General features: G+C 56.4%; 19 protein-coding genes. 6 read left to right on the forward strand and 13 right to left on the reverse strand.

Going from position 1 to position 19,345, the window contains the following annotated elements; genetic code table 11:
* Together ACWI8T_RS01600 and ACWI8T_RS01605 are read right to left on the reverse strand one after the other, a co-directional pair.
* Window positions 1–2,701, reverse strand: a 2,701-nt coding sequence (locus ACWI8T_RS01600) for an acyl-CoA dehydratase activase (protein WP_449137703.1), incomplete at its 3' end; no start/stop codon positions are given.
* Between the two features lie 12 nt (window positions 2,702–2,713).
* Complete coding sequence (locus ACWI8T_RS01605) at window positions 2,714–3,400, reverse strand: TetR/AcrR family transcriptional regulator (RefSeq protein ID WP_449137729.1); 687 nt, start codon at window positions 3,398–3,400, stop codon at window positions 2,714–2,716.
* A gap of 452 nt (window positions 3,401–3,852) precedes the next feature.
* Here ACWI8T_RS01605 and ACWI8T_RS01610 point away from each other — a divergent pair, with 452 nt between their 5' ends.
* On the forward strand, window positions 3,853–4,971 hold the full coding sequence (locus ACWI8T_RS01610) for an AAA family ATPase (RefSeq protein WP_449137704.1): 1,119 nt from the start codon (window positions 3,853–3,855) through the stop codon (window positions 4,969–4,971).
* Between the two features lie 364 nt (window positions 4,972–5,335).
* On the opposite strand, the gene ACWI8T_RS01615 is transcribed toward ACWI8T_RS01610, so the two are convergent.
* Window positions 5,336–7,033, reverse strand: coding sequence for an FAD-dependent oxidoreductase (locus tag ACWI8T_RS01615; protein ID WP_449137730.1), 1,698 nt, complete (start codon window positions 7,031–7,033; stop codon window positions 5,336–5,338).
* A 44-nt stretch (window positions 7,034–7,077) separates the two neighbouring features.
* Here ACWI8T_RS01615 and ACWI8T_RS01620 point away from each other — a divergent pair, with 44 nt between their 5' ends.
* The 3 genes from ACWI8T_RS01620 (at window position 7,078) to ACWI8T_RS01630 (ending at window position 9,176) form a co-directional block, all read left to right on the forward strand.
* Window positions 7,078–7,752 carry a TetR/AcrR family transcriptional regulator gene (locus tag ACWI8T_RS01620; RefSeq protein WP_449137705.1) on the forward strand — a complete coding sequence of 225 codons (675 nt, stop codon included), beginning with the start codon at window positions 7,078–7,080 and terminating at the stop codon, window positions 7,750–7,752.
* A gap of 233 nt (window positions 7,753–7,985) precedes the next feature.
* Window positions 7,986–8,270, forward strand: a complete 285-nt coding sequence (locus tag ACWI8T_RS01625) for a serpin family protein (protein WP_449137706.1) — start codon at window positions 7,986–7,988, stop codon at window positions 8,268–8,270.
* Between the two features lie 162 nt (window positions 8,271–8,432).
* Window positions 8,433–9,176, forward strand: coding sequence for a DUF3800 domain-containing protein (locus ACWI8T_RS01630; RefSeq protein WP_449137707.1), 744 nt, complete (start codon window positions 8,433–8,435; stop codon window positions 9,174–9,176).
* A gap of 175 nt (window positions 9,177–9,351) precedes the next feature.
* On the opposite strand, the gene ACWI8T_RS01635 is transcribed toward ACWI8T_RS01630, so the two are convergent.
* The 7 genes from ACWI8T_RS01635 to ACWI8T_RS01665 all read right to left on the reverse strand — a co-directional run bounded on the left by ACWI8T_RS01635 (window position 9,352) and on the right by ACWI8T_RS01665 (window position 15,237).
* Window positions 9,352–10,167, reverse strand: coding sequence for a DUF6994 family protein (locus tag ACWI8T_RS01635; protein ID WP_449137708.1), 816 nt, complete (start codon window positions 10,165–10,167; stop codon window positions 9,352–9,354).
* Between the two features lie 80 nt (window positions 10,168–10,247).
* Window positions 10,248–11,018 carry a metallophosphoesterase gene (locus tag ACWI8T_RS01640; protein WP_449137709.1) on the reverse strand — a complete coding sequence of 257 codons (771 nt, stop codon included), beginning with the start codon at window positions 11,016–11,018 and terminating at the stop codon, window positions 10,248–10,250.
* Between the two features lie 160 nt (window positions 11,019–11,178).
* Complete coding sequence (locus ACWI8T_RS01645) at window positions 11,179–11,619, reverse strand: hypothetical protein (protein WP_449137710.1); 441 nt, start codon at window positions 11,617–11,619, stop codon at window positions 11,179–11,181.
* A gap of 99 nt (window positions 11,620–11,718) precedes the next feature.
* A complete protein-coding gene (locus tag ACWI8T_RS01650; protein ID WP_449137711.1) occupies window positions 11,719–13,482 on the reverse strand; it encodes an ABC transporter ATP-binding protein in 1,764 nt (587 codons plus the stop codon).
* Window positions 13,479–14,009 carry a hypothetical protein gene (locus tag ACWI8T_RS01655; RefSeq protein ID WP_449137712.1) on the reverse strand — a complete coding sequence of 177 codons (531 nt, stop codon included), beginning with the start codon at window positions 14,007–14,009 and terminating at the stop codon, window positions 13,479–13,481. Before ACWI8T_RS01655 ends, ACWI8T_RS01650 begins: the two co-directional genes overlap by 4 nt.
* A 36-nt stretch (window positions 14,010–14,045) precedes the next feature.
* The gene (locus ACWI8T_RS01660) at window positions 14,046–14,312 is read right to left on the reverse strand and encodes a PqqD family protein (protein ID WP_417161955.1); all 267 of its coding nucleotides are present in this window, start codon (window positions 14,310–14,312) and stop codon (window positions 14,046–14,048) included.
* A complete protein-coding gene (locus ACWI8T_RS01665; RefSeq protein WP_449137713.1) occupies window positions 14,302–15,237 on the reverse strand; it encodes a hypothetical protein in 936 nt (311 codons plus the stop codon). The genes ACWI8T_RS01660 and ACWI8T_RS01665 overlap by 11 nt, the downstream gene beginning before the upstream one ends.
* A gap of 214 nt (window positions 15,238–15,451) precedes the next feature.
* Here ACWI8T_RS01665 and ACWI8T_RS01670 point away from each other — a divergent pair, with 214 nt between their 5' ends.
* Entirely contained in the window at window positions 15,452–16,801 is a 1,350-nt protein-coding gene (locus ACWI8T_RS01670; RefSeq protein ID WP_449137714.1) for a nucleotidyltransferase domain-containing protein, read from the forward strand.
* Window positions 16,802–17,052: 251 nt separating this feature from the next.
* On the opposite strand, the gene ACWI8T_RS01675 is transcribed toward ACWI8T_RS01670, so the two are convergent.
* From ACWI8T_RS01675 to ACWI8T_RS01685, 3 genes are all read right to left on the reverse strand, one after another.
* A complete protein-coding gene (locus ACWI8T_RS01675) occupies window positions 17,053–17,526 on the reverse strand; it encodes a hypothetical protein (RefSeq protein WP_449137715.1) in 474 nt (157 codons plus the stop codon).
* Between the two features lie 155 nt (window positions 17,527–17,681).
* Window positions 17,682–17,822: a hypothetical protein gene (locus ACWI8T_RS01680; protein WP_419059047.1), complete on the reverse strand. Its 141-nt coding sequence runs from the start codon at window positions 17,820–17,822 to the stop codon at window positions 17,682–17,684.
* Window positions 17,816–18,856, reverse strand: a complete 1,041-nt coding sequence (locus ACWI8T_RS01685) for a hypothetical protein (RefSeq protein WP_449137716.1) — start codon at window positions 18,854–18,856, stop codon at window positions 17,816–17,818. The genes ACWI8T_RS01680 and ACWI8T_RS01685 overlap by 7 nt, the downstream gene beginning before the upstream one ends.
* 69 nt (window positions 18,857–18,925) lie before the next feature.
* On the opposite strand from ACWI8T_RS01685, the gene ACWI8T_RS01690 reads away from it, so the two are divergent.
* Complete coding sequence (locus tag ACWI8T_RS01690) at window positions 18,926–19,342, forward strand: hypothetical protein (RefSeq protein ID WP_449137717.1); 417 nt, start codon at window positions 18,926–18,928, stop codon at window positions 19,340–19,342.
* Window positions 19,343–19,345: the final 3 nt, after the last annotated feature.

The raw sequence follows: 19,345 nt of genomic DNA on the forward strand, positions 1-19,345 counted from the left end.
GGGTTTCCGCGCCCTTCTCGCGAATGTCTCGCTTGAAGGCTTCGTCTTCGGCCCATGCGGCGTCGACCGCGGCGTCGATTTCGGCCTGCGTGGGCGCGGCAACGCCTTCGCCCATGAGCTCGGGATGCGCCTGTACAAGCTCTACCATCAGGCGTTTCTTCAGGTGGTCTTTCTTGTCGTACGGCAGCCACGGATTCAAGAACTGCACGTCGCTTTCGCGAAGCTCGTCGATATTCAGGCGCAGCGCCTCGGCGTAGCTTGCCACGATGGGGCAATTGAAGTGGTTGCCCGCGGTTGCGTCTTCCTGGCGCTCCCACTTGCTGCAGGGGAACCAAATGAAGTCAGGGTGCTTCTCGAGCAGGTTCATGATGTGGCCGTGCGAGAGCTTCGCCGGATAGCACACGCTTTCCGACGGCATGCTTTCGATGCCCGCCTCGTAGGTCTTCTTCGTGGAGGGATCGGAAAGCACCACGCGCCAGCCCAGCTTCGTGAAGAAGGTGAACCAGAACGGATAATTTTCATACATCGAAAGCGCGCGCGGAATGCCCACAGTGCCGCGCGGGGCGGCGTCGGGCGCGAGCGGCTCGTAGTCGAACAGGCGATGGCTCTTGTATTCGAACAAGTTGGGCACGTCGCTCTTCTCGTTGAGCACGCCTGCGCCCTTCTCGCAGCGGTTGCCCGTGATGAAGCGGCGGTGCTTGCCGGTGGCTTCATCTTTGCCGAAGTCGTTCACGGTAAGCAGGCAGTGGTTCGCGCAGGCCTTGCAGCGCACGGTTTTGTGCGTGGGGGCCAAGGCCTCAAGCGCGGCGGCGCCGAGCATGGCAGTGTGCACGTCGGCGGTTTTGCCCGCGCGCTCGGCTGCGCGCACGGCGGCCTGGTAGCGGTCGCGCGCCAGCAGGGCCGCGCCATAGGCGCCCATGTTGCCCGCGATGTCGGGGCGCACGGCATTCACGCCGGCGAGCTGTTCGAAGGCGCGCAGCACGGCGTCGTTGAGGAACGTGCCGCCCTGTACGATAACTTTCGTTCCGACTTCTTTGGGGTCGCGAATTTTAATGACCTTGAACAGGGCGTTCTTGATAACGGAAATGGCCAAGCCCGCGGCGATATCGCCCACGGTGGCGCCTTCTTTTTGAGCCTGCTTCACACGGGAGTTCATGAATACGGTGCAGCGGCTGCCCAGATCGACAGGGTTTTCGGCGGCGTTCGCGGTTTTCGCGAACTCGGTCACGTCGAGGTTCAGGCCCGCAGCGAAGCTCTCGATGAAGCTGCCGCAGCCTGAAGAGCATGCCTCGTTGAGCATGATGTGGTCGATAACGCCGTCTTTCACGCGCAGGCACTTCATGTCTTGGCCGCCGATGTCGAGAATGAACTCGACGCCCGGCAGCATTTCCTGTGCGCCGCGAAGGTGCGCGACGGTTTCGATTTCGCCGGAGTCGACGCGCAGCGCCTCGAGCAGCAGGCCCTCGCCGTAGCCAGTCACGGTTGCATGCCCAATGGTGACTTTCGGCTGGCCGTCGGCTGCGGTGGGCAGCGCGGCGTACATTTCGGCGATCGCGCGCTTGGCGGTGCCCAAAACGTCGCCCTTGTTGTTGGCGTAGAAGGTCCACAAAAGGCTGCCGTCTTCGCCGATGAGGGCCGATTTGAACGTGGTGGAGCCGGCGTCGATGCCCAGGTAGGCCACGCCTTCGTAGGAGGAAAGGTCGGCGCGCTTCACCTTTTCGGTCGCGTGGCGCGCTTCGAATTCGTCGAATTCGGCTTCGTTGGCGAACAGCGGAGGCAGGCGCACGACTTCGCTGCCCTGAATGTCGCCCAGGCCGCGCAGGCGCTCGAGCACGTCGGCAAGCAGTTCGGGCGTGGCGGTTTTCTTGCCGCACAAAGCGGCGCCGCTCGCGACGAACAGGTGGGCGTTCTTCGGGCGAATAGCGTGCTCATCGTCGAGATTCAGCGTTTCGCAGAAGCGTTTATCCAGTTCAGAGAGGTACTGCAAAGGGCCACCGAGCAAGGCGACGTTGCCGCGAATGGGACGACCGCACGCGAGGCCCGAAATGGTCTGTGTTACGACGGCCTGGAAAATGGAGGCCGCGATGTCTTCTTTGCGGGCGCCTTCGTTCAAAAGCGGCTGCACGTCGGTTTTGGCGAACACGCCGCAGCGGCTCGCGATGGGGTAAATGGTGGTGTGGCTTTTTGCGAGCTCGTTCAGGCCGCCAGCGTCGGTGTCGAGCAGGGCCGCCATTTGGTCGATGAACGCACCCGTGCCGCCGGCGCAGGTGCCGTTCATGCGCTGTTCGATGCCGTTGTCGAAGTAGATGATCTTCGCGTCTTCGCCGCCGAGCTCGATGACGACGTCGGTTTGCGGAATGAAGGTCTCAACGGCGGTTTTGCTCGCGATGACCTCTTGAACGAAGTCGATGCCGAGCCACTGCGCGAGCAAAAGGCCGCCTGAGCCGGTGATTGCGATGGTCATGGGCGTTGCCGGGTATTGCTCGGCCGCCTCGCCCACCACTTCCACGATGGTCGCGCGAATGTCGGCGTGGTGGCGGCGATAGCACGAGTACAGAATCTCGTTGTTGTCGTCGAGCACGGCCACTTTCACGGTGGTGGAGCCTACGTCGATGCCAATGTGGAGCGGCGCCTGGCTCGCGGCGCCTGCGGCGGCCTGCGCCTTGGCGGCGATTGCCTTCTTGTCGTTGGTTTCAGCCATGTTGGTCCCCTTTTACATTTTGATGGATTCGCCCGGCTTGATGAACAGCAGGCGCATCGAGATAAGTGCCATTTCTTCGGAGGTCTCGGTCATTCCTGAATCGATCCATTCGCTGATCACGCCCAAGTAGGCGCCGGAATAAAACGAGATGTAGTAGCGCGTGAACGCTGAAGGGTCGTTCTGGTAGCGCTCGTGCAGAAGCGATCGCACGAAGCGCCCGCACACGGCTTCGCGAAGGCGCATGCCGAAACGGGCGTCGCCGCCTGGGCCGAGCATCGCGTGCAGGAATGGGCCCTCTTCGCGCAGGTAGTCGTAGAGTTCCACGAGCATGGGAAGCGGGCGGTGCGTAAGGCTGCATGCGGCGAGTTCGCGCAGCTTGATGTTCTGGAATTTCGCGAGCACCCCGCCGAGGCCTTCGATGACTTCGTCTTCGAAGGAGGCGAGCAGGCTTTCTTTGTCGCGGAAGTGGTTGTAGAACGTGCCGCGGTTCAGGCCGGCGCTCGTGCACAGGTCGCCCACCGAGAAGCCGTCGATGCCACGTTCTTCGACGAGCGTGATGAAGGCTTCGCGCAGCGCGGCGCGAGAGCGGGCGATGCGCGGGTCGCGCTCGGCTGCGGCGGTTGTAGCGGGCGTGGCAGCGTGCGCCACAACCGCGGAAGCGGCAGGCGTGGGCGCCGCAGCCGTGGAGGCGGCGGGTATCGCGGCGGGTGCGGGTGCCGCGGCTGCCGCGGCAGTTGCCGAGTCCGAGGCGGGCATCGGCGCTGCGGCCTCTAGCGCTGCGTGCGCCTCATGCGCTTTGGTGGCGGTATTCGATGCCGTCAAATGTCCCCCTTGGGTTCAATTATCTGGTCTATTAAACAGGTTGACTATTATTCAACACTTTGTTCAATAGTGCATTATACGGCTCGAAAACATGCTCGGCAACAAACTATGGAGGGCTTGTTATCGATTTGACAATTGGGGTTTTGGAACGATGGTCTAGCGGCAGAGTGCCTGGAATGCTGATGCTTGAATTTCCAATAAACCTAACGGATACTGAAAAAGCTAACTGAAGCTGAAAAAAACTAACGCAAGCTAAAAAAGCTAACTGATGCTAACCAAAATGAAAAATGCTATGCTGTGACGAAAGAAAGCCGTTGATGGAGGCAGGCATGACAAAAGATTTCGTCAATCCGTTTACTCCGGTAGTTGGCAAGGTCCCTTTGCATATAGCTGGACGCGAAGAAATCATCGCCGACATTGAAGGCGCGCTCGCTGGTGCGGGCAATGATCCAGCAATTATCAGCCTTTTGGTCGGTCCACGCGGAATGGGCAAAACGGCCCTCCTGTCTCATTTTGCTGATACGGCCGAGTCGTCTGGTTGGGTCACCGCTCGTGTGACGTGCGTCGCGGGAATGCTTGAAGACATCCTTATTAGAACGCAGCGAGCAACGCGACATTTGGTGGATATTGAGCCTGCCCGCAAAATCAAAGGTGCTGGGATTGCCGATTTCATTTCGCTTGAATTGGAGGATTCGCCTCGTGAGCTATCGAATTGGCGCTCAAGAATGGACGATATCCTGGATGCTTTGGCCGAATGCAATACCGGTTTGCTGGTGACTATCGATGAGGTCAATCCGAGCATTGATGAGATGGCGACACTTGTAGCGGCTTTTCAGCATTTTCTCGATGAGGGGAAGAAAGTCGCTCTTATTATGGCGGGTCTTCCATACGCGGTTACGTCGTTGCTTTCGGGCAAATCGACTTCGTTTTTGCGAAGGGCTGCACGATATGAGCTTCAGGCGTTGAACGATTATGAAGTTGAAGAGGCCTTGATGAGAACGATGCGAGACGGCGGCAAAAGCTTTGAGCCCGATGCGCTCGAGGCTGCCGTCAACGCCGTCAAGGGCTTTCCCTTCATGCTTCAGCTTGTGGGCTATCGTGTATGGCGCATGGCTGGCGATTCGGAGACCGTCGATGCTTCAATTGTCAACGCCGCAGCAAGCGTCGCTCGTAAGGAATTGGATCAAAGGGTATACGAAGCGGTTTGGTTTGAGCTGAGCGAAGCCGACAAATCTTTTCTTTTAGCTATGGCGGAAGACCCCACAATAACGCGGCAAGCAGATTTGGCAGGAAGGCTCAATAAGCCGAGTGGGCATGTTTCGAGATACAAGAAGCGACTGATGCAGCAAGGGATTATTCAGGAGCGCTCAAGAGGCTTGCTGGAGTTTTGCTTGCCTGGATTCAAAGAATATTTCCAGGAACGCATTGCGGAAGAAGGAGATTTGTAGAAAGCGTTGCCTGGCTCAAATCAGTTAGCTTGTATTTGCCGTCGGTCTGCACGATGCAATTTGTTCATTCCTTCGGAGTTAACACGATGTGGTACTTGCATATCCACTTCGTGTGGGACAGGCTGTTCGCCTGGTTTGCCATGGTGGTCGCCTTTCCGGGCCGGTGCGTCCTGAACAAACGTATCTTACTCCGTTCGGCGGTCGCCCCGGGGCAAGGGCGGAGCCTTCGACGCGCACCCGCATAGCGGGTGGTTTTTGTGGGCGCGCGCGGCGCGGCCACAGGCTCATGAGCCTGCAACAAGATACGGCGGCCCAGATGGCCGCCGTATCGATGGCAATATATGAAAAGCCAAGCTGCTAACGATTATTTCAACGTTTCAACCGCATGCTCTGCCGCAAGGCGTCCTGAAGTTGCGCACCAGCCTTGCTGGCCGCCCGACATGACGTCGACGTCGTAGTTTGCGCCGTACATGCCGTTCGCGTCTCCGCCTGCTGCATAAAGGCCGCCGATTGCCTCTCCTACCTCATTCACAACTTGCATTTGCGAGTTCACTTTCAAGCCGCCAACCGTTGTGAACAGCGTTGGCGTGACCTTGCCGCCATAGAACGGGGCCTTTGAAACCGGCAGCAACATGTCAGCGCTTTTGCCGTACTCTTCGTCTACGCCGTTTTCGCAATACTTATTGTAATTATCGACGGTTTTTGCGAGCGCCTCTTTGTCCAGTCCGAGCTTCTCGGCGAGTTCTTCCATAGTGTTGGCCTTCACGAGTCCCTTTGCGCTCTCTATGCCATCTCGGCATTCGAATGGCTGGCCTGCAAAGGCGCCGAGGTTTGGCATGGGCATCCAAGGCCCGACGGTTTCAATGTGATCGATATATGCGTCGTCGATAATCACGTAGTTGGAACCTTGAGATGAAAGGGCGTTGCCGCAGCATGTGAAATCGGAAGTGAATGCTTCGTTGAAATAGCGCTGTGCGTTTTCGTTCACATGCAGCGTTGGCTGCATAAGCAGGGTGAAGTTCGGGATATCGGAGAATGCATCGGTGCCGTCGAGCGCTCCGGTATGCCACATCACGGCTTCGGGGTGATGCGTTGCTGCGCCTGCTTCATTTACCGCGAAGTTTATGCCGTCGCCGTCGCGTCCTTCGAGACCCCATACGCGAACACTGTCATACGACTTTGCGGTAAGTTTTTCGAACATCTCGGGATTATTCGCCCAGCCACCTGTTGCAAGGATGACCGCTTTCGCGTTGATTTGGATTTCGCCCTCTTTTCCTTGGGCATATACGCCTTTTACTGTTCCGTTTTCGACAACAAGGCCAGTCATCGGCTCTTCGGTACGGAATTCGACCCCCATTGCCTCTGCGGCGGGTTGGAGGATGCCGAGCACTGTTGAGACGTGGGTTGGCATGCCTTTTTCGTCAGCTGGCAAATGCCAGGTTGGGTACGAGTTGCCCAGGGCTGCGACCGCCGCAAATGTGACCCCGTTCTCCTCGAACCAGTTCATGGTTTCGCCGGAGTTGAAGACCATCTCGCGCACGACGGGCGCGAGACAGGCACAGTGGTGATAATTCATAGTGTCGGAAATGACCGATACTGGATCAATTTGAATTCCCTGGTCAGCTTGGAATTTTGAATTGACGCCCGCGAAACCTTCCGCGAATGCAGATGTGCCCATGAGTCCAGGGTTTTTTTCGAGACAAAGGACGGAAGCGCCTTTCTCCGAAGCGCGAAGGGCGGCGCACGTACCGGCCGTTCCCGAACCCACAACTACGATATCAAAATCCTCGGTTTTGACTGGGTTGTGTGTTGAAGGGCTGCTTTCGGCTTGTTTTTCGCCCGGGGCTTCTTTTTGGCTGCCGGAGGAGCATCCAGCCAGACCAACTGCAGCCGTGATGCCAGCTAGAGCACTTCCTTCAAGAAAATTCCTGCGTGTGAGATTCATGGTTCCCTCCTTTTTGACGTTTGGCCCGAGTTTCCCCACTCGGTTGGCGAATGGTAGGAATTCGCCAAAATGGTACGGTGTACCATCTCTTATGGCGCGAATGGTACACCGTACCATTTTGGCTGTCAACGTTGATTCGTGCTCTTTTTTATCGAGGGTGATTGGGGCTTGCGCTGTCGAAAAAGTGCGGCAATATAGGGGAAGTACTGAAAGGGTCGGACCGATTGGGAGCTATGGATAACCAGGAAATTGCCAAAGCGACGCTTGCGTTTATTGATGAATATGGCCTTGAGGCTGTTTCTTTCAGGAAAATTAGCCAGGTGACCGGAATGGCGACAATGACTATCTGCAATCGCTTTGGCTCGAAGGAGAATCTGCTTAAGGCGGCTCTGGTGGTCATGCTTTCAGAAAACGAGCCGTCGTTTCATCCCAATGAGACGTGGGATGAAAGCTTGAAGCGTGTTGCCCACCATGTTCGCGACATGGCGCTTGCGCATCCGAAAGCCTATTGGCTTTTCTTGCAGGTTCCTCCATTTGAGTCTCCCGTAAAGGAGTACACCCAATCGGTTTTCGCGACACACGAGGGTCAGAATTTACCGAAGACCATTCCCTATGATTTTTTAAGCGTTCTGCATTCTTTCCTGACGGGCTTTCAGATTGCCGAAGGGTACGCGAATGAAGCCCTCTCTTCGTATGACGAATTGCCAGATGATCTCGAGGAATTTTCGAAGATGTTCAACGAGCGTACGTTTAATCGCGACATCGAAATCATCGTTCGAGGTTTTTCGGCAATGTATGGACTTCCGCTTTCTGAAGATGCCAGCGTTTCGGACTGATTTGCACGTGAAAATAAACGTTGCGCAAGGTTCGGTCCTATCCTGAAGTAGGGCCTTTGCTGTTAGGCCCTCTTTTTCGAGCAATCGCTTCAGACATTCGGGCTTTCGGCGCGGTGGTTGTGGCAAGGTGGGTATAGATGCCTTGTTCGGTATTCGCCCAGTCGCGTTTTTTGCTGCTGTGGTTCGGGCGCCCGGCGTTGCTAGCGGCATTCCGACGATCGTGACCTTGGGGCATGCTTCGTGCTCTGGGAATTGAGAAAGCGTTTTTGCCAGGAGCCGATTTCGGGAATATTACCGAAACGGATGCTATGGTGAGCAAAGCCATCCAGGACACCATGCTCAAGCTTGACCCCAATGGGGCGGAAGGCGCGGCATACACCATTTTTGCTGTGCCAGCGGGTTACGCGCCCGAACCTATGCCAGAACTTGTGAGGGTTGTCTTCGACCGTTCGTTCGCGTTCGCCATCTTCTCGCATTCCGGCGTACCATTGTTTGTTGGGGTATATAGAGGCACCTGATGAATAGGCTGGCCGCGAGTCGAGCTTTGACCAAATGTTGCGACGTCGATGGTTGTGCTATCGGCCTTCCTTTTGGGCCGAAGCATTTCAAGTTTTTTCATAAGGCGGTTGAATTCCTGGACTGCAAAATGCGATACTTAACTTGCCGAATGGGCGTGAGTCTTGCAGGCGTCAGATTGGCGAGGTACGTACCTCGCCTTTTCTATTGATTCGCTTGGGGAGCGTTATATGGTAAACCGTTTGAATCTCCATATCGACGAATCAGGTAGCCAGGATTTCTCGGAGGGGCGCTATATTGTTGCTGTCGTTCTCCACGACCATTCTGCCAATATCGCTGAGCCAATCGACCGCTATGAATGTCGGCTTTCTATTGCTGGACTTCCCAATATACCTTTCCATGGAAAAGATTTGCTGCATGGCAACCAAGATTATGCGGCGGTGTCGCCTGGGGATAGGAAGCGATTGCTTGCTCAATTCGCTCGGTTCGTTCGTGAGCTTCCGTTTTCTTTCTTTGTTTTGCGGTATGGCGTTTCTGACGCCCGCAATAGAGAGGAACTCGAGGCGCGGATTAGGCGTGATCTCGCCCTGTTCGTTTTTGATCGCTTGCCTTATTTTCAGTTGTTCGATGTAATTGCCGTTTACTACGATAATGGACAAGGGGCAGTTAGTATAGCGTTGCGCGATGCCCTTGACTTTGCTCTCGCTAAAAATGTAGCTGATTATCGAGACGCCGATCCTAACGCACGCAGGCTTCTCCAAGTGGCCGATTATATTTGCACCGTTGTTCGCGTCTCGGATGATTACGACGCCGGCAAGCAGACGAAGACTCACGAGCGTTTCTTTGGAAATCGTCGAAGCTTTATGCAGTCGTTCAAAAAACAGCTTGATCGGAAGCTGTTCAACTGAATGGCATGCTTGGAATCGCGCCCCGGCGTGTGTAATGCCCGACGATAGCTTCTTGGTCGCGCTCTATGAAAACGCCCTGAGTTTCGCGGAAAACAATCTGTCTCGCGAAGATCTTAATGCGCGCCCCCTTTTCGAGAATCCCGATTTGCTGCGCAACGTCGACCCGAAGAGACGCTTAGGCAGAATGCATCATCGTATTCCTCTTTTTTATCGCCTCGTTGACGTTTTCGGCGTATGCTTCGTAGTTTTCTGGCTTTAGGGGGCACAGAGGCGCGAACATTTCAACTTCCCCCTCTTTCGTTACGAATGAACCGGTAAGTTTTTGCCTTTCGCAGAAGCCTCGGAAGTCACTGAAGTATGCGAAGTCTTCAGCATAGTATTGAAGAGAATCGAAAATGCGCATCAAATTCGCCTCCACTTTTTTGAGCTGTTCTTCGCTGGGAAAGAGTTTCGACGCCTCTTCCATAAACGCCGATGCATCGCGTTGGGAATTGGTCGATGAGACCTCAGGGCAGCCGAAGAATGCTTTCAGGCACAGCAATGTCGCATCGATTCTGTCGTAAACGCCCCGCTCCCCGCCGCGGGCTTGATTTAACGTCTCGTGCGGCCCGCCGTTGCTTCCTCGTGGGAACAGGATATGCCCTCCAAGCTTTCGACTTTCTTTAAGGAACGCGCGAATGCGGGAGTCCGCCTCCGGGGCGTCAACCCCGTGTTCTGAATAGTAATCTTTAAGCCAATACACGCTTGGGCCAAGGTAGTCTACGGAGAGCAGAATCGTTTTGCCGCCCGATGGCACCTCGATGTCCCGGAAAGAGCCGCACCCATAATTCTTCTCGGCGGAAACTCGCGCTTCATTCGTCTGGGCTCCCCAAAAAGCCTCTAACAAATCTTCTTTGAGAACTATTGATTCGGAATCGGGGTCGGGACGATTGTCGAGATCGTAGTTTTCCGTGGCCAAATCGTGCAGGTAATTGAATTCGAGAGAATGCATCGGGCCCTCCATCTGTTAATGCGTTCATGGTTTCGCTCGCTGTTTAAACGCGATGATCCGCGCGCAGGTTGCCCACGTCGCTAAAGGCTCCTCTTGTGCGGCCACTGCTCCCAGTACTTCCCCGTGCTTTCGTCGTAGGCAAGCACGGGGATTTGCCCTGTTTTCATGACGGCGCCGTCAATATAGAAATGCGATGCGCCGTCGTGCCACACGCCTTCGTAGCCCGCAATGCCTGAAACTGTTTCGGTGGCGATGTGTCCGCTTATGACGTCGAGTTCGAATTTCTGCCCCACGAATTCCGGCTGCATGGTTGTGAAGGCTTCCTCGAATGTGCCTATGCGCCATAAATCGCCTGCGTCTTCGTCGATGCCGGCATGCACGAAGACTTGCTTGTGCGCTGTTTCGTGGTAATACGGAAGCTTTCGTATCCAGGCGAGAACATCGGCGTGGTTCGCTTTCATGCAATCGACGACGAATCGGTAGGCTTCTTCGAACCTTCTGCGCGTGAGCAGGCATTTTACCTGACTGAACTCATCTTTTTTAAGAAAGCTTTTTGCAGTGGCGAGGTTGGAATCGGCAAGAATCCATCCTTGAGTAAACGCCGGGTCGCCGACCATGGCACAGTATTCCAGCAGCATTTCCTCATGGTTGCCTCTCAAGGCTATCACCTGGTTGGGATAATCGCGCTGGAGCCCCATGATCTTTTGGTAAACCTCGAGGCTTGCCGGACCCCGGTCGCAGTAATCGCCGCATAGGATGAGCATTGAATGCTCATCTGATATGTCGACGAAGGAAAGCGATTTTTCGAAGGCGTCGATGCAGCCATGGATGTCGCTCATTGCGTAAATCATAGGCGGGCTCTTCCTGAGTTGTGGCCGTTTGCGATGGGGCGATTTCTTTTCCCGATAAGATACGCGGGTTCACTCCCGCCATATATAATACGGGAGTACACCCGCCCTGTCAATAAGAAAAAGAGAACAAGGGCTTTTGCCCATAGGCCTTTCTTTTTAGTTATGACAGGCGGTTGAAGACGCCGTTGAAGCAGTCGCGTTCACGATGTTCGATGGCATACAGTGCGCGCAGCACGGCTCGCAATGCGAAATTGTTATACACCATGCGCACGCCTGGGAAATCGAGCTTTGCGAGCGCGGCGCGAAAAGTTTCGAGCTTCAAGAAGAACGCTTCGGATCCAAACAAGGAGGCTTCGTAGCGTGTGGTCCCGTCGAAAGAAGCGGGAACGTCGAATACGGCGAGCGGCATGCCCATAAGCGCGTAAAAGTTGATTTTGCCGTATTCCTCTTCGAATGACTCAACGCGCTCGAGCGCATATTCGATGCAGGCGGTAAAAGAAGGCATGTTGGAGATGTCGTCCCTTACGCAGCATTTCGCGGCATAGGGAGCAAGTATGGCAACCTCTCGGGCGCATTTCACATTCTTCTTTTGCAAGGCCATGCGTTTTTCCCTTAAGTGATACGGGTTCGATGCGGAATAGCGTCCTAATTATGCGGGTGTTCGCCCGCTTTTGCAAACTTTCTTTTAAGCAGTGTGGCCCTAGCGAACTTCGCTCATCACGCCATTTTCTACACGAAGACGCATGGTTGCGAATTCGTGAGCTTTCGCGCGATGTGCGGCAACGAAAATCGTCTTGCCGGGCAGAGCGGCAATATTGGCAAGCACCGCTGCTTCGGTCGCATCGTCGAGCGCGCTTGTGACCTCGTCGAGCACCATGATGGGCGCGCCGGAACATATCGCGCGCGCGATGGCCAAGCGTTGCAGCTGGCCCTGGGAAAGCCCCTGTCCATGCTCGCCGATCATCGTGTCGAGCCCCAGGGGAAGCTCTTTCACGAAGCCCCATGCGCATGCCGCTTTACAGGCGCGTTCAATTTGCTCGTCGGTCGCGTCGGAAGCCGCGAAAGCCACATTTTCGCGCACCGTTCCTGCGAACAGGAAGTTGTCCTGAGGCACGTAGGCGAACACTCCAGGTGGAACTTGGGAGGCAATGCACGATGCGGCGGAGCCGTCACGGGCGAGCTCGTATGTGAACCCTTCGGCATCGTAGGCGCCGAGTACCAACTTGAACAGCGTGGATTTGCCCGAACCGGAAGGCCCTTCCACTACCACGAAGGAGCCTTTGGGAACAAAGGCGTCCGCGCAGGTTAGGCTAACGTCATTGTCTTCAAGAAAAGCTTCCGCCGCTTCTATCGAAGCTCCATCCCCCGAAGCACATGCCGCTTCGCCTTCTTCTTCGCTGTATGAAAACGCCACGTTTTTCATGTTCACGCCCGCAAGGCGCTCGTAGAATTCCGTCGCGGTTAAGGGCAGGCGGTTTTCTGAATGTGGCAGTTCTGTGACTTCCATGAGGCGTTCCGCCGATGCAAGCGTTTGATAGAGCTGCGGCAGCAGGCCCGATAGGTTCGAAACCGGAGCCTGGATGCGCGCGACCAGCTGCAGCACTGCCATAAGCGTGCCGTAGCTCATGGTGCCGCGCAAAAGCTCGAAGGCGCACCACGTGAGCGCCACGGCGTACAGCGCGTTGAAGAAGAACGAGAAGCTGGCGTTGGCGGCAATAGAGTATCCGCGGCGGCGCATTTGTGCGGTGAAGTGGTCTTCCTGCAGCCTATCGGCGCGCTTGCTCGTGGCGGGCTGGGCGCCAAACGAACGAATGACCAGCTGATGCCCAAGCGCTTCTTGCAGGAATACGCGTACAGTGCCTTCCTTTTCTTGTACGGTTTTGTGCAGCGCCTTCAACCGGCCGCGCAGCGTGCGTGCCAGAACGAACGAAACCAGGGCCGCGGCTGCAAATAGCGCTACCATAGGCGGGCTGATGAGCGAGAGCACCGCAATGGCGAACACGAGCTGCATGATCATGGATACGAAGCTTGGAATAATGGTCGCTACGCCGTTCGACACGACCTGCACATCGGAAAACATGCGATTGGACAGTTCGCCTGAGTGGAAGCGCAGTACGTTGCGGTAGTGTGCGGAGAAGATGCTGTCGAGCATCGATTTGCGCAAATCGAGAGCGAAGCGTGCGCGAATGCGTTCTTGCATGCTATTGATGAGGAGGCGCAAAAAAAGTTGCGCAACAATAACGCCCACAAGAAGCGCCGCGCTCGTCAACAGGCCGTGCGCGTTGCCGGCGACTGCCTGGTCGATAACGGCGCGACATGCCAGCGCGAAGCTTACGAGCACCGCCGCTTGCAGCGTGCACAGCGCAGAAAGCACCACGATTCTGCGGTGCTGCTCCTTTGATTGCGCAAACAGCCATGCATAGGTGACTTTATCGTGCTCGCGCGACACCTTGCCGCGCGTCATTTCCGCCTCGTTTCATGCGTATTGTTATGTTTGAGCAGGCCACATGTCGAAAGCACGCGTTTGGCGGCTCGCCTTGCGGCGACGTTTGCGCCCTTGCATACCTTTCGCGCCGGGAACAGTGCCACCCAGAGTTTCATATACGCATGGTATGCACGCGAAGTTGTGCAATCGATGCGGCGACCATCGCGATAAAAGCCGATCAGCACGCCCAGCACGTCTTCGCGTGGGATGTATTCCAAAGTGACGCAATTATCGCCGCAGATCACATAGCCTTTTTCGGAACCGCGTTCGTAATGTCCCACAACGCGGTGCAGCACGTATTTTTCCCTGCGGCGATAGAGCGCCACGTCGTATCGGTGCAGCTCGCCTTTGGCTGGCACTACCATCATCACGTCGTGGCGGTTGCGAAGCATCGGCCACATGGAAATACCCACTGGGGGCCCCATGTAGAAGCCCTCGGTCGCCAAAACTTCTTCGATTGTGCGTGGTTTTCCTGCCGCAGAGGATATGTCTTTTTCGCTCGTCATGAATTCACTGTCATCAGGTGCTTTGCTGTTGGGCGGCTACTCGTCCAACAGGTCGGCGGCGCGCAGTTTGTCCAGAAAATCCGCGACATCGGCACGTGCCGTATCGCCGGAAACGGCATATTCGGTTTGCAGGGCTTGAACCAGCGCGTCTTCCGTAGTGTTCGCGCCGAGCTTTTCCCAAAGAAACGCGCCGGTGCCATTCAAGCGAATCATGCAATGACGCTCCATGCTGGCCTCGCCCACCGGCACCACAACGTGCTGGCTGCCAACTTTATTCACAATGAAGCCGTCTTTAATTTTCATACTGGTGTCTTTCGTCTCGGCGCAATCGTTTGTTTTCATTATTGCACAGTGTCATCTTGAATGCCTCTTCAAAGGCAGCGGGGGTTGGCGTGCAGCGCAGCACGTAGAACGTGACGCTAGTCAGGAGTTTGTCTAGCAAATCAAGCTGGCGAGCGGCCAAAAGCGGTTCTTTCGGCATGAGGATTTGGTTCATGATGCGAGAGACGATTTCCCTATCGTCGTACAGGCGTGTTAGGCAGTCGGCCTCGCCCTGCTCGCAACGCTCGATGAAACAAACGGCGCGAAGGGGAACGCTCGTGTTGCGCCCCCAGTTTTCCTTGCCGCTGTATGGGGTGCCGTATGCGATAAACCGGCCCGCTGGCTGGTCACAGGCGATATCGGCGGTTTCTCCATCAGAGGGCGCAGTAGAAGGTGTGCGCGTGCGTGGGTTCTCTTCGCCAGACATCGCGCTTGGGGTTTTTGCGGCGTTTCCGCCAGGAGCTTCACTGGTGATTTCACGGTTTTTCGCGTCAATGTCTCCCCCGCTTTGCCGTCGCAGAATGGGCTTATCGCCGTTCACCACCGTTACGCGCTCGCCCAGCGCGCGCATCCACTGCGCGATGTGCGTGCTTTTGCCCGTGCCACTTTTCGCCGTGAACGCGAAGCCTTGCTCCGCATATGAGATGATCGCCGCATGGAACAGGAACGCGTTGAAATCGAGCATTCGCGTGCAAATTTTGCGGTAGAGCGCCAACGATTCGCAATATGCGGGCGAAAATGAGCTCTTCTCGTCATTCTCAGCTGCAATTTCTTTGGGCGTTGCCGCTACCGAAATATCGCAATCATCGGGAGAGGTGTCGACTATGTAGTCCGCGCAAAGCCGCTCGGTGAACGCGTAGCGGTTTTCGATGGCGATAAGAACCTCGGCAATTTGGATGCAGAACATAGGCTTTGCTCCTTGGAAGGAAGGCGGCGAGCGTGATATGGCGGCGGAAATCATGGCATTGCGTTTATTGCACCGTTTTCGGGCATTTTGCGCGGCGCGACCGTCGTTGTTTTATTATAAAGCGCACTGAACGTGCGCGCGCTTGGCCGCCAAGCGCGCAAGCGATTTCCACTGTTGTCACGCATGCTGCAACGAGCAGCGAGAGGAAGTGCCCGTGGAGCTTTCTGCTGCCGAAGAGTACGCAATCAAGATTATCGCTGCCGAGAGTGGCATGCAGCATCCTGTGGGCGAAATGCCGGCTGCGGTTTCAGCTGCGGACGGGGGCAATTCTGCGCTTGAATTGGAGCCTGGACTTGCATTGGGGCCTGGACGCGAACATGACCCAGCGGTAACGTTCGATTCCGCGCCCACGATAGCGTGCGCTACCGAACCCGCCCTTGCGATTCCCGATGGTTTGTGGCCGGCCGTGCGCGCTGAGCTGGTAGCGCAATCGGTTATCGGCTATCCGGCGCACGCCGTTGAGTCTCTTTCGCTCAATCCCGCCGACCAGGCTGAATATCTCGCGCTCGCTGGGAAAAACCTGTCGAGCTGGTATAGCCTCATGATGGCGCAAGATGATGTGCTCGCAGAATTTCGAGCGGCGGGTATTCCCGTTGTCGTGCTGAAGGGCGCTGCGGCTGCGGCGCATTACCCGCAGCCAAACAGCCGCAGCATGGGCGATATCGACCTCATCGTGCCGCCTGACCACTTCGAGCAAGCATTTTCGCTCATGGAGCGCTTGGGCTGGGATAACGATATTGAACTTGAAATCAATCCGCGCCACGCGGGCTTCGAGAAGGCGGGCTGTCCCGAAATCGAGCTGCATCGGTATTTCAGCACATGCACCAACAAGCAGCAGGCACATTTCCTTGACCAGGCTATTTACGACGCCATTCCGCGCGCCGAATGGACCGATGTCGCAGGCTTTAGCGTGCCCGTGTTGCCGCCGCTCGAGAACGGCCTGGTGTTGCTCGCGCATGTCAACCAGCATCTAGGTTCGGGTCTGGGGCTTCGCCAGATTCTGGATTGGCAGATGTTCGTTGACGCGCACTTGACCGACGAGCTTTGGGAGCGCGGCTTTCAACATGCGGCGCAGCAGATCGGCATGGAGAAGCTGGCGGTCACCACAACGTGGCTTTGCCGTACCTACCTGGGGCTTCAGACATCGGCAACGTGGTTTGGCGAAGCCGACGCGCAGCTTGCGAGCGACCTTCTGCTCTACATCATGCAGCGGGGGAACATGGGGCGCAAGATGGAGCGCGGCGCGCGGGCAACCCGCACGGTGCTGCACAACTTCCGCAGCCCCGCGGCCTTGGTTCGCTATCTTTACGAGGGCGGACGCGCTCATTGGGCGCCAGCGCGCAAGCACGCGTGGCTTGCTCCGGCAGCGTGCCTCTATCAAGTGGGACACGTTATCCGCAAGGGACTCTCGCGCAACGCGAGCATGAGCGAGCTCGTCGCCGACGCACATAGCGCGCAAGAAGACATCGACCTGCTCAAACGCCTTGAGGTTACCAGGATGTAGGAAAACGAAGGCCTGAGAAAGCGACCGCCGCTTTTGACGAAGGTTGGGAAAGCGTCTGCGAAATTGATTGCTGGGAAACGAACAGCAACCCGAAACGATGACCTTAAAATGACCGCCGCCCAAAACGAGAACCGGGAAAATTGCAGCCGACAAAAATGAAGGATGCTAAAAAAAGCGGGTTCCGGGAATCGTCCTGGAACCCGCTTCGGTTGTTCCGCTGCCGAGCAGTAGGCGCGAGAAGGATAGGTGGCTTAGTAGTAACCCGTCCACTTTGAGCCGTCGGGCTCAGTTTTGACGCCGGGATCGGCGCCACCAGTCGGGTCGCTGCCGGCAGAATCGCCCGGACCCTTCTCAGAGGAATTATCACTGCCTGCGTTCGAGCCGCCCGGCTGGTTGTCCGGAGTGGAGCCAGAGCCGCTCACGCTCGGAGCGTCGCCGCCAGAAGTCGACGTGCCAGCGGAGGACTCGCCCGTCGCGGCATCAGGGGAATCCCCATACACCTCGGACGCATCAACCTCGTTGTCGGCCGTGCCGTCGCCCGACGCATGCATTGCGCCTACGTCCTTAGAAGATGCGTCGGAGGCAATTGCAACAGCGCTGTCCGTTTTCGACGCCGCCTCATCTTGGCTCGAGCCGCCCGACACCATCAAAACGACGAGAATCACAACGACAACTACAATCGCCGCGCCCGCGCCGATAAGTACATTACGTTTTCGCGTATCCATAGATTTGGTAACCCTTCGTTCAATCAGTGGAAATCCGCAAACAAATGAAGGGCGGACGCAAACCGCCCGCCCTTCGAGTTATCTAGCGACTAAATGTCCGGAAATGCTAAGTACTCTAGCAAGCCCTCGTCCGATACAGCATAACGCTATAAGGATTACTCCCAGACGTCTTCCCCATCGCCCGACTCAATACCGCCTGGACCGCTAATGCCGCCAGACACGCCAGACGCAACAATAACGTCGCGGTCTTCCAACTCGATGACATCCAGCTCGGGGCTCTCGTATTTCTTTAGCATTTCTTTTGCTCCTCTTCTAGACCGCGGCTTTGATTTGCGTAGCTTAATCTTTTCCGGCCTTGCTTGCCATAGGATGCGCAAGAATCACATCTGCGACGCCAGTAGCCAGAGTTGTTCATAACATTCGCCTGGTCAATAACCATTGTGCCGATGTTATGGATAACGTAATAGCTGGTCTCGCCCTCGATGTCCTGATCATCACGCTTGATGGTGCCGGTCTTGTCGGCGCTCGTGTCGGTGATGGTCACGTTGCCCTTGTTCAGGATGGTCGCTTTCGCGGTGCCCGTGCTACCGTTAAGAGTGTGGCTGTTCAGGTCGAGCGTAATCTGCTTGTTCGCAGCGATGGTGATGTTCCCAGTGGTGTCGGTCAGCAGCTGGATGGTCTTGCCCTTTGCGGCCGGACGGATCGCATCGGCCAGCGTCTCGTACTTCTTGCTGCCGACCTGGGCAACATAGTAGCCTTCCTTGACGCCATAGGTGCCATCCGCGTTCTTGGTGGGGATGAAGCCATCGGCGCAGTAGCCTTCGGAAATGCTCTTATTAAACGTGCCGCCTGAGACCTCGAAATTATCGCTGGTAGCTTTGCCAACACCATGGAATATGTTCTGGGCCGTATCCTTGAACGTATTGGTAAACGTGCCGCCCGTAATCTTCGTGGAGGACGTATAGCCGTCAACTACGCCAGTTGCAACACATTGAGGATGAGCCCATTTGACATAAGACGCGCTGCAAATAAACTCTCCACCGGTAATCGCCGCATTACCATAATTGAAAATAGCACCAGTGTAGCCTTGCGGCGACGCGTAGCTCAGCTCGAACTTGCCACCGTTGATGGTAAGCGTCGTGCCTTCCTCGCTCATAACAACGTTCAAGCCACCCGAGTGCGAACCGCTCTCGATGGTCAGCGCGCCCCAGTTGTCGAGCATAGAGGAGTCCGTGTTGCCCGCCGTAGCCGTGACATCTTCGAGCGTGGCTGTGCCATTGTTCTGGATGGTGTAGTAGCCCGTGCCGCCGATAACGTTGCCGTTCTTCACGGTAGTCGAGGCGTCCTTCGCGATGGGTTTTGGGAAAGCGAATTCCGGCATGTGACGCAACAGGTCGGCATGGAAAAGCTTGCCGTTACGACGACGTCGCTTTGCCGTACTTATCTGGGGCTGCAGACGTCGGCAACGTGGTTTGATGATGCCGATGCGCGGCTTGTTGATGATTTATTGCTCTACATCATGCAGAAAGGAAACATGGGCCGTAAGGTGGAACGCGGCGCGCGCTCGACTCGCATCGTGTTGCATAGCTTCCGCAACCCCGTGGCGCTGGTGCGCTACCTGTACGAGGGCGGGCGCGTGCACTGGGCGCCGGCGCAAGTATGCGTGGCTTGCGCCGGCTGCATGCTTCTACCAGGTGGGGGCAATATTCGCAAGGGCCTCGCGCGCAATGTGAACGTGAAGGAACTTGCCGGTGATATGCGCGGCGCGCAGGCGGACCTCGATTTGCTCGAGCGCCTCGGGGTTACCAGGATGTAGAAG

The sequence above is a fragment of the Slackia sp. genome (assembly GCF_977041755.1).